This is a genomic window from Neptunomonas sp. XY-337 (assembly GCF_004959845.1).
Lineage (GTDB): Bacteria > Pseudomonadota > Gammaproteobacteria > Pseudomonadales > Balneatricaceae > Neptunomonas > Neptunomonas marina.
In genome coordinates, this window is record NZ_SPLL01000003.1 from 589,148 (window position 1) to 600,440 (window position 11,293).

Genomic DNA, 11,293 nt, shown 5'->3' on the forward strand with positions numbered 1-11,293 from the left:
GCTCAACATGACGCACTCTAACTTGATCGAAGCAGGTCAACGCGCCCTGTCTGCATGGGAGCGCTGGAACCAACACGGAATCGCCGCGCGCGCCGAAATTCTGCGCCAAGCGACTCAAACGCTGCAACAGCCAGTGGCTCCTTGGTTAATCAAGCAGGCGCTGGATGTAATGACGCCCAGCATTGAGCTGCCCGGCCCAACCGGTGAATCAAATACACTGATCTGGGAAGGCCGTGGCGTTGTAGCGGTGTGTGCACAAACGAAGGGCGCGGATGATGCCTTGATCGCCCAACTCGTCACCGCTTTGCTAACAGGCAATGTGGTACTGGCGGCTGTTGACCACCCCGTGGTGCAGCACCTGCAAGCGGCACTCACTGCAGCCGATTTCGCTGATGTACTCGTCGCGGTAGAAGCCCCTCTTGAGGCGCTTGCTGCGTGTGAGCCGATCAGCTTGTACGCGTTCTGTGGCGAGCCACGCGATACTCTGGCTTTGAATCGCAACCTAGCGCAGCGCGACGGCTGTCTTGCCCAACTGGTTGCGCTATCCACTGACGAGCCATTAGCGCATCAACTGACCGAAGACTTCCTATGGCGCTTTGTCACCGAAGCAACCATCACTATCAACACCACCGCTGTGGGCGGTAACGCCTCTCTTCTGGAGCTGGGAGGCCGCGAGGATATTTAAGTTTTCACTCGCTGGCACCGAAGAGGATTTTCGGTGCCATTTTTTTTGAGTGGGATAAGCGGCTCGCACACTAGCCAAAAGTCGTATAACCTTTGGCGCTTTTTGATCGGGAGCTCCACCCTGTTACCCACCCGATCAGTTCTAAAAATAAGCATGAGGTATCACCATGATCGAAAACAACGTGGCCATTATTGGCACCTTTCTCGTCTATCTGGCGCTGATGTTGGCCATCGGTGTGTACGCGTATCGACGCACCGCAAACTCATCTGATTACTTTTTGGGTGGCCGTTCCCTAGGGCCTTGGCCAGCGGCTTTATCCGCGGGTGCATCTGACATGAGTGGCTGGCTACTCTTGGGTCTACCAGGCTATGCATTTGCATCCGGTATGGAATCAATTTGGCTAGGCGGCGGGTTGCTGCTAGGCACATGGCTGAACTGGTTGTTAGTTGCCAAACGTCTGCGTACTTACAGTATTGAAGCAGATGATGCACTGACACTGCCGGAGTTCTTCGCCAAGCGCTTCGAAGATAAGTCCAACCTGCTACAGGTGATCTCCGCCTTCTTCATCCTGCTGTTCTTCTTGTTCTACACCAGCTCTGGCTTAGTTGCTGGCGGCAAGCTATTTGAAACAGTGTTTGGTCTCGATTACACGTTGGCCGTGATCATCGGCACAGTTTGTGTCGTTTCCTATACGCTGTTTGGTGGTTTCCTCGCTGTTAGCTGGACTGACTTAGTGCAGGGCCTGCTGATGGCTGCGGCACTGCTATTGGTGCCGATCATCGCAATCCAAACCGAGGGTGGTTTCGGTAACTTGGCTGCTGTCTTGGAAGCGAAAAACCCTGAACTCTTAACCATCTGGAATGACGCAAGTGGTGAACCTCTAACGGCAATTGCGATTATTTCGTTGGCCGCGTGGGGCTTAGGTTACTTTGGCCAGCCGCATATCTTGGCGCGTTTTGCTGCGGTACGTAGCAACCAAGATATCGGTACAGCTCGCCGTATCGCTGTGGTTTGGTCTGGCCTTTCCATGGCTGGTGCGATGCTCGTTGGCTTAGTGGGCATCCTGTATGTCGACAACCAATTGGGTGGCGACTTAGGCGATGGCGAAAAGATCTTCATGGTGCTGGTAAACGCCATGTTCCACCCTGTTGTGGCAGGTATTCTGCTGGCTGCTATCTTGGCAGCAATCATGAGTACAGCGGACTCACAGCTGTTGGTATCGTCCTCTGCGCTTGCTGAAGATTTCTACAAGCAAGTCTTCCGCAAAGACGCATCCCAAAAAGAGATCGTGCTGGTTGGCCGTGTTGCTGTCATCCTGTTATCGATTATTGCGCTGATGCTGGCGATGACGCCAGACAGTTCTGTGCTGGGGCTGGTGTCCTACGCTTGGGCAGGCTTTGGTGCGGCCTTCGGCCCGACGCTGGTGTTGTGCCTGTACTGGAAACGCATGAACCGCTTCGGTGCGCTGGCTGGTGTGTTGGTCGGTGGTATCACGGTTGTGGTTTGGAAGCAGCTGAGCGGCGGCCTGTTTGATCTCTACGAGATCGTACCAGGTATGATCTTCGCAACGGTGGCGATTGTGGTGGTTAGCTTGGCAACCAGCGAGCCTTCTGACTCAATCAAAGCGCGCTTTGATAGCTACTTAAGCAAGCTGTAAGAACATCCGCGCTGGCCTGCTGTGCGGGCTAGCGCTCTCCCCCTACACCACTGAGAGTGGCACTGCGTACTGCAGTTCAAATCGCTCATCTGGGTCTAAAAACTGGTTTCGTTGATAGATCGCATAAGCAGGCGTATTGGCAAGATGATATCCACTGCCGGGTAGCCAGCGATGATAAAACGCGTAAATTAACGGCAGCAAATCCCCCATACGGCCACGCGCTGAAAAAACACCATGCAACCCTCCCGGGATGGTTAAAATCCCCACGGAACCTTTACGCCATACATTTTCTGGCACCTCTAAACATGCCACATATCGGCAATCCGCCAGCGCGACCAAGCTTGGATTAGAGTGGTGCAGCGCTAGCATAGTCGCCGTTTGAGTATCGACCTCCTCAGTCTTTGCCCACTGCAATAGACGATGCCATGCAATACTGATACTGCGATCGTAACCTTGATGGCGCACATACGCCACGCGCCGCTCTGGCATCTGACGCAGCTGCATGTTAGGCAGTTCTACTTGCGCTCCGGCAGCGGCAATATCACGCTGCTGTGTATCAAAATTAGCTTGGGTAAACCCTGCATAACCACCGCTACGCCACACTTTTGGCGAGGCGCCAAAGTGGCGCTTAAAGGCTTGGCTGAAGGATGCATGGGATAGAAAGCCGCAGCTATGCGCCACATCAGCGACACTGCTCTCCGGTTCAAATAAGAGCTTATTCGCCGCCTGCTCTAAGCGCGTGCGGCGTAGGTAGTCGTTTAAGTTCTCACCAGTGACCTCTTTAAACACCCGTTGAAAATGAAACGGCGAGTACGCGGCTACATCCGCTAAAGACTTTGCAGTATGTGCAACACGGATGTCCTGATGAATTTTATACAGCACTTCATTGATGCGCCCTTGATGTAACTGCTGGCCTCTCGACACCGTCATTACCCGCCCTGTAAAGATTTCGCACAAATGGACAACTAAGCCCGCACACAGCCAACAGTATCGAAAGCCAGAAGCCCGTATCTTGGTTCAAAAAGGAGGGAAGATATGATTTCGACACGAGCACAGCGGTTAAAACCATCTTATATCCGCGAAATACTGCAAGCAACACAGCAGCCGGAGATGATCTCATTTGCGGGCGGCTTACCGGATGCGAGCCTGTTTCCAATGACCCAGTTGGGGCTAGCAACAACACAGCTAGCTGACGATAGAGCCGCCTTTCAATACGGTGTTAGTGCAGGCCTAGAGCCGCTGCGCGACTGGATTAAACAACACCATCATTGCGGTAAAAATAACGATGTGCTGATCACAACAGGTTCGCAGCAAGCACTGGACTTAATCGCACGTACTTATTTAAACCCTGGCGATACAGTGCTTGTCGAAAGCCCAAGCTACCTTGGCGCATTGCAGGTGTTCCAGCTCGCAGAAGCCCAAATTATCCTGATACCGCAAACAGATAGCGGAATTGATACCGCGCTGCTTGCCAAATTGATCGACGAGCACCAGCCAAAGCTGTTCTACGCCGTTCCTGATTTTCATAACCCAACGGGTAACCGCTGGCCGGCGGAGACACGCCAACAAGTCGCACGGATACTAAGCCACAGCCATACTCGCTTAATTGAGGATGCTCCCTATGCCGAGCTAAATTACGACGGCGAGTTGCTGCCAAGCGTGACATCGCTCTGCTCTGGGCCACATTTTTTTCTCAGCTCGTTCTCAAAAACGGTCACCCCCGGCGTTCGTATCGGGTACGTTGTCTGCGATCCAGAAAGCCACAAGGCTCTGTTACGCGTCAAGCAAGCGACCGACCTGCACTCCAGCCTACCGATGCAGCAACTGGTGCTCAACACGTTAAGCCAAACGACGATAAGCCAGCACCTACCAGCCATTCGCGCAGCGTATGCGAATAAACGTGATCGACTCGTCAATGCACTGCAAGATACGTTTGGCGACAAGGTCCGTTTTACTGTTCCCAGTGGCGGCATGTTTCTCTGGGTTGTCTTTCACCATTGTGATACCGAGATTCTCGCAAAACGGGGCCTAGAGGAAGGTGTCGCGATTGTGCCGGGCAAGGCTTTTTGCCCAAACGCAGAGCAGTTCAGTGATGCGGCTCGGCTCAATTTCACCCATGCCACTGCCGAGCAAATAACCGCCGGCGTTGCTCGTCTCTATCGCGCTTACCAAGCATCAAGGATCTAGTCCAGCACGCACAAAAAAGCCGCGCATAAGCGCGGCTTTTTTACAGCGAAGTGACTACTTTTAAACTTCTAGGTAATCAAGAATACCTTCAGCAGCCTTGCGGCCCTCAGCAATCGCTGTTACCACCAGATCGGAGCCACGTACCATGTCACCACCAGCAAAGATCTTTGGATTGGTTGTTTGGAATGGATAGCTGCCCGCTTCCGGCGCCTTTACGCGGCCATCATCGTGCATATCGATACCAAAATCAGCAAACCACGGCGCAGGGCTAGGACGGAAGCCAAACGCAACCAATACTGCATCTGCAGGCAGGATCTCTTCAGAGCCCGCTACAACTTCAGCACGGCGGCGGCCGTTTTCATCCGGCGCCCCCATCTGCGTTGTCACCAGTTTAACGCCGGTCACTTTGCCATTCTCACCGACCACCTCAACAGGCTGACGGTTGAACATAAACTGGACGCCCTCTTCGCGTGCATTCTCAACCTCACGCTTAGAACCCGGCATATTTGCCTCGTCACGACGGTATGCACAGATCACGCTTTGCGCGCTCTGACGTACCGATGTGCGGTTACAGTCCATCGCGGTATCACCACCACCCAGCACAACAACTCGCTGCCCTTCCATGCTGATGTACTCAGACGGATCTTTCTCGAACCCTAAACAGTGATTTACGTTTGAGATCAAGAATGGCAGCGCATCATAAACGCCTTCGAGCTCTTCGCCTGGGAAGCCGCCCTTCATGTAGGTGTAAGTACCCATACCAAGGAATACAGCATCGTACTCATCAACCAATTGCTGCATCGTGACATCTTTACCGACTTCCATATTAAGCTGGAACTCAACACCCATCTCCGTGAAGATCTCACGGCGACGCGACATCACATTTTTCTCGAGCTTAAACTCTGGAATACCAAACGTCAGCAAGCCACCAATTTCGGGGTTACGGTCAAAGACGACCGGCTTTACGCCATTACGTACCAAAATATCCGCTGCCGCCAAGCCCGCAGGCCCTGCGCCAACAATGGCAACACGCTTGTCTGTTTCCGGCACTGCAGACATATCAGGCTTCCAGCCCATCGCAAATGCGGTATCTGTGATGTACTTTTCCACAGACCCGATGGTGACTGCACCGAAACCGTCATTCAGTGTACATGCGCCTTCACACAAGCGATCTTGTGGACAAACGCGGCCACACACCTCTGGCAGAGAGTTAGTTTGGTGGCTAAGCTCCGCGGCTTTCAGGATATTCCCCTCCGACACCAGCTTAAGCCAGTTGGGGATATGGTTATGTACAGGACACTTCCAAGAGCAGTAAGGGTTACCGCATTCCAGACAACGATGTGACTGGTCGGATGCATCTTCTTGTTCAAAAGGCTCGTAGATTTCAGCAAATTGCTGCTTACGAACGTTGGCCTCGATCTTCTCAGGCCCTTTTCGGGATACGTCGATGAACTGGAAATCGTTGTTAAGACGTTCAGCCATGGTCCCCACCTCGTTCTTAGCGCCCGCACTGCGGGCGCACGTTAAACTTCTTTCGCGCGTCTTTACTCTGGACGGATGCGAACACTATTCAGTAGATCATTCAGCGATGCTGCTTTTGGCTTCACAAGCCAGAAGCGTGCTAGGTAGTCTTCGTAGTTTTCGATCAACTCCCAACCCCAAGCACTGTTCGTCGCTTTTGTGAATTCAATGATCACTGAGCGCAGATGGTTTTTGTAAATTTCCATCTGCTCCGTGTGGATACGGTGAATCTCAACCAGCTCATGGTTGTACTTATCAACAAAGGTGTTGTCCTGATCCAGAACATAAGCAAAACCGCCGGTCATGCCCGCACCAAAGTTGTAGCCTGTTTGGCCAAGTACTGTTACCAAACCGCCAGTCATGTACTCACAACAGTGGTCACCCGCACCTTCGATAACGGCGTGACAACCTGAGTTACGTACCGCGAAGCGCTCACCAGCACGGCCTGCCGCGAATAGCTTACCGCCCGTCGCGCCGTACAAGCAGGTGTTACCCAGAATCGATGTTTTATTCGACTCGAACGTCACCTCTTTGAATGGCTTGATCACCACCTGACCACCAGCCATGCCTTTACCGACGTAGTCGTTCGCATCACCTTCAAGGATCAAGTTCTGGCCACCCGCGTTCCAAACACCGAACGACTGACCAGCATGACCTTTAAAGTTAAAGGTAACTGGCTGATCTTCCATGCCCAAGTTGCCATGTGCTTTAGCAATCAGACCCGACGTACGTGCACCCACAGAGCGGTCACAGCTGGTGATCTCGAGATCCCACATGCCGCCCTCTTTTGCGTCGATAGCCGCTTTAGCAAGCTCTGCCATCTTCGTGTTTAGGTCACCGGCATCATACGGATCATTCTTCGGTTTCTGACACGTATTTGGATACTCAGGTGCAATACCTGCGGTGCTGATAATTGGCTCAAGATTCAGATTGCGTTGCTTCGGTGTTTTACCTTCAGCAATTTCCAGCAGATCAACGCGGCCAACAAGCTCTTCCATGGAACGAACGCCCATCTGAGCCATCCACTGACGCGCTTCTTCAGCAACGAATGTGAAGAAGTTTTTCACCATCTCGACGGTACCGCGGAAGTACTCTTCACGCAGTTTCTCATTCTGCGTCGCTACACCGGTCGCACAGTTATTCAAGTGGCAAATACGTAGATACTTACAACCCAAGGCAACCATCGGCATTGTACCGAAGCCAAAGCTCTCAGCACCCAGAATTGCGCCTTTCACGACATCAAGGCCCGTTTTCAAACCACCATCTGTTTGCAAACGCACATTACCGCGCAATTGGTTACCGCGCAGAGATTGATGTGCATCCGCCAAGCCTAGCTCCCATGGCGATCCCGCATAGTGAATCGACGTCAGTGGCGATGCAGCTGTGCCGCCGTCGTAACCGGAGATAGTAATCAGATCCGCGTAGGCCTTAGCAACACCACACGCAATCGTACCTACGCCAGGACGTGATACCAGCTTCACCGACACCAAACCTTCAGGGTTGATCTGCTTAAGATCGAAGATGAGCTGAGCCAAGTCCTCGATTGAATAGATATCATGGTGCGGCGGCGGTGAAATAAGCGTCACACCCGGTACCGAGTAACGTAAACGAGCGATAAGATCGTTTACCTTGCCACCTGGTAACTGACCGCCTTCACCCGGCTTCGCACCCTGAGCCACCTTAATCTGCATGACATCAGCACTCATCAAGTACTCTGGCGTGACGCCAAAGCGGCCCGACGCAATCTGCTTGATCTTAGAGCGTTTCATGGTGCCGTGACGGGCTGGATCTTCACCACCCTCACCGGAGTTAGAGCGGCCGCCTAATTCGTTCATCGCAACGGCAAGCGCTTCGTGCGCTTCAGGAGACAACGCGCCAAGCGACATCGCAGCAGAGTCGAAGCGTTTTAGGATTTCAGATGCCGGCTCAACTTCGTCGATCGAGATAGGCTGTAGATCAGTGCGCAGTGCTAACAGATCACGAATCGTTGCCACACCGCGGTTATTCACCAGATCCGCGTACTCTTGGTACTTGGCTGGATCACCGGATTCGACCGCTTCATGGATAGTACGCACAACATCTGGGTTGTATGCGTGGTACTCACCATCGTGCATGTACTTCAGCAAACCACCCTGCTGGATTGGCTTACGTGCCGTCCATGCTTCTTTGGCCAGCAACGCTTGCTCTGTTTCGAAATCTTCAAAACGAGCACCTTCGATGCGGCTCATGACCCCCTTGAAGCACAAGTTGACGATCTCAGAGCTCAAGCCAACCGCTTCGAACAACTGTGCACCACGGTAGGAGGCAATTGTCGAGATCCCCATCTTCGATAGGATCTTCATCAGACCTTTATTGATGCCTTTACGATAGTTTTCGTGACTATCAAGCGGCTCAAGTTTGATCTCGCCAGAGGCGCATAGGTCGTTCAATACACGGTATACCAAGTATGGGAAGACCGCTGTCGCACCAAATCCGAATAGCACAGCAAAATGGTGCGGATCACGCACGGTGCCAGACTCTACAACGATGTTGGCATCGCAGCGTAAGCCCGTATCTACCAGACGGTGGTGTACTGCACCTGTTGCCATCGCCGCGTGAACAGGCAGCTTACCCTGTTCCAGCTTAGCATCAGACAGGATGATGATAACCTTGCCATCGCGAACCAACTGCTCAGCTTCATCAGCAACCGCTTCAATGGCTTGCTTGAGACTCTTCTCGTTCGGGTCATAGTTAAGATCGATCGTCGCGACCTCAAAGCCCTCAACCGTATTATCACGCAAGCGGCGGAACTTAGACGCAGAGAGAACCGGCGTTGTTAAGATCACACGGCGAGCATGCTGTGGCGTCTCTTCAAAGACATTTTGCTCACGCCCCAGACATGTCTCTAGCGACATAACGATCGCTTCACGCAGCGGATCGATAGGTGGGTTTGTTACCTGAGCAAACTGCTGACGGAAGTAATCGTAAGGTGCACGGATGCGGTTCGACAAAACCGCCATCGGTTTGTCGTCACCCATCGAGCCAACCGCTTCCATACCCGACTCGCCGAGTGGACGGATAATCTGATCACGCTCTTCGAAGGTCACCTGGAACATTTTCATGCAGGTTTTGACCTCGTCCGCAGACATGTCGCGGAAGGATTGCGACTCCTCTTTGAGGTTCATCGTCTGCTCTAGGCGCAGCGCATTCTCTTTCAGCCACTTTTTGTATGGTTGCGCTTTTTTAAGCTTATTATCGACATCTGCCGTGTGAAGAATTTCACCAGACTGCGTATCGATTGCCAAGATCTGGCCCGGACCAACACGGCCTTGAGCGACAATATCTTCTGGCTGGTAACTAAAGACGCCAATCTCAGACGCTGTACAGATATAACCCTGCTTAGTCATCACCCAACGCGATGGACGCAGACCATTTCGGTCCAGCATACATACGGCAAAGCGACCATCGGTCATTACCATACCTGCTGGGCCGTCCCATGGTTCCATGTGCATCGAGTTGTACTCATAGAACGCACGTAGCTCGGTGTCCATCGTATCAACATTCTGCCACGCAGGCGGAACGATCATGCGTACAGCGCGGTAGATATCGACGCCGCCGACCATTAGGAACTCAAGCATGTTGTCCATACTTGAAGAGTCAGAACCGGTTGTATTTACGACTGGCTGCAACGCATCAAGGTCTGGCAACATGTCTGTCGCAAACTTGCGTGAGCGCGCACGCGCCCAGTTGCGGTTACCCTCGACAGTGTTGATCTCACCATTGTGCGCTAGGAAGCGGAATGGCTGAGCCAACGGCCAGCGCGGTGCCGTATTCGTAGAGAAACGCTGGTGGTATGTACAAACCGCAGTTGTCAGGCTTTCATCGGCAAGGTCTTTGTAGAAGACCGGCAAGTCAACCGGCATCGTCAGACCTTTATAGGAGATGACCTTATCGGACAAACTACAGATGTAGAAATCGGTATCGCCTGCAAGTGCGATTTCAGCCTTGCGACGCGCTGTAAATAGGCTAACTTGGAACTCACGCTCAGATTGGCTAGTTGGCTCAACAAAGACCTGTTCAATTTGTGGCAATGTATCCTTTGCAATCGGGCCAAGGCACGACTCGTCGGTCGGAACAATACGCCAACCGGCGACTGAAAGTCCTTGTGCTGATAGTTCACGGTTCAGGGTTTGACGAGCGGCTTCTGCCTGCTCTGGTTCACGGGACATGAACACCATACCCACCGCATACAGCTCACCAAGCTCAATACCCAACTCTTGTTTAGCTGCTGAACGAAGGAAACTATCTGGCTTTTGCATCAACAATCCACAGCCATCACCTGTCTTACCATCCGCAGCGATACCGCCACGATGGGTCATGCAAGCGAGTGCTTCGATTGCTTTTTGTAATAGATCATGACTGGCTTCCCCTTCCAGGTGCGCCATCAGACCAAAGCCACAGTTATCCTTAAACTCACCGGGGCGATACAGACCTGTGCTCATAAGTCATTCTCACTCAAAAAGTTCTTTGTAAATCAGATACTTGTCATCATATCCTGTTGCCTGAACAATATCTTAGCAGGCAAAAATGGACGGACATTCTACACACAGGAGCAAATTGGGACAAATTTTAAGCGATCAAAAAGTGACCTAAGACAGAAAAAAAGCGGCAAAATGCCGCTTTTTTAATAAATTTTACTGTTTTTTCGAAAGACCAAAAGCTATTTCTTTTGTATGTCTTGGTGAACCCCTTTCACGCTTCTCGGCCATGGTCCTAATTTGCGCAGCTCTTCCGGAAGTCCAGTAATTGCGCGGGATGCAGCCGCTTTACTCGCATACTGGCCATAGACCACAACATGCCAAGGTTTACCGCTTAAGACGGTTTTGAAGTAGTAGAGGCGGTCTCTACTATCGAGTGAGGCGATGAATTTTTCGACACTTTCTTCTGATCTGGCACCTAGCACCTGCAATGTGAAAGCCGACGCAGGCCAATTAAGCAGTTCTTTTTCCTTCAACCAGGGACTTATGCCCTTGATTTTATCTGAATCATCCTTCAAATCAGGATATTTAACTACATCCAGCTTTGTCTGTTCGACTTTAGAGCTAGTCTTAGTTGGTGCTTTTTGGGCGGCGCTTTCCACAACAGCTGGAGCTGGAGCTGGAGCTGGAGCTGGAGCTGGAGCTGGAGCTGGAGCTGGAGCTGGAGCTGGAGCTGGAGCTGGAGCTGGAGCTGGAGCTGGAGCTGGAGCTGGAGCTGGAGCTGGA

At 52.2% G+C, this 11,293-nt stretch carries 7 protein-coding genes; 3 read left to right on the top strand and 4 right to left on the bottom strand.

Features of this window, described 5'->3' with window-relative positions; translation table 11 throughout:
- Nucleotides 1-7 precede the first annotated feature (7 nt).
- A complete protein-coding gene (locus E4L36_RS09930; RefSeq protein WP_136680461.1) occupies nucleotides 8-685 on the top strand; it encodes a proline dehydrogenase in 678 nt (225 codons plus the stop codon).
- Between the two features lie 166 nt (nucleotides 686-851).
- Nucleotides 852-2,342 carry a sodium/proline symporter PutP gene (putP, locus tag E4L36_RS09935; protein WP_136680462.1) on the top strand — a complete coding sequence of 497 codons (1,491 nt, stop codon included), beginning with the start codon at nucleotides 852-854 and terminating at the stop codon, nucleotides 2,340-2,342.
- Nucleotides 2,343-2,384: 42 nt separating this feature from the next.
- On the opposite strand, the gene E4L36_RS09940 is transcribed toward putP, so the two are convergent.
- On the bottom strand, nucleotides 2,385-3,272 hold the full coding sequence (locus E4L36_RS09940) for a GyrI-like domain-containing protein (RefSeq protein ID WP_136680463.1): 888 nt from the start codon (nucleotides 3,270-3,272) through the stop codon (nucleotides 2,385-2,387).
- Between the two features lie 105 nt (nucleotides 3,273-3,377).
- On the opposite strand from E4L36_RS09940, the gene E4L36_RS09945 reads away from it, so the two are divergent.
- On the top strand, nucleotides 3,378-4,529 hold the full coding sequence (locus E4L36_RS09945; protein ID WP_136680464.1) for a PLP-dependent aminotransferase family protein: 1,152 nt from the start codon (nucleotides 3,378-3,380) through the stop codon (nucleotides 4,527-4,529).
- A gap of 60 nt (nucleotides 4,530-4,589) precedes the next feature.
- Here E4L36_RS09945 and E4L36_RS09950 read toward each other — a convergent pair whose 3' ends face one another.
- The 3 genes from E4L36_RS09950 to E4L36_RS09960 form a co-directional block, all read right to left on the bottom strand.
- On the bottom strand, nucleotides 4,590-6,011 hold the full coding sequence (locus E4L36_RS09950) for an FAD-dependent oxidoreductase (RefSeq protein WP_127693316.1): 1,422 nt from the start codon (nucleotides 6,009-6,011) through the stop codon (nucleotides 4,590-4,592).
- Between the two features lie 62 nt (nucleotides 6,012-6,073).
- Complete coding sequence (gene gltB / locus E4L36_RS09955) at nucleotides 6,074-10,531, bottom strand: glutamate synthase large subunit (protein ID WP_136680465.1); 4,458 nt, start codon at nucleotides 10,529-10,531, stop codon at nucleotides 6,074-6,076.
- A 218-nt stretch (nucleotides 10,532-10,749) separates the two neighbouring features.
- Nucleotides 10,750-11,085 (bottom strand): SPOR domain-containing protein, encoded by a 336-nt coding sequence (locus E4L36_RS09960; protein WP_206064539.1) that lies wholly within the window; start codon nucleotides 11,083-11,085, stop codon nucleotides 10,750-10,752.
- Nucleotides 11,086-11,293: the final 208 nt, after the last annotated feature.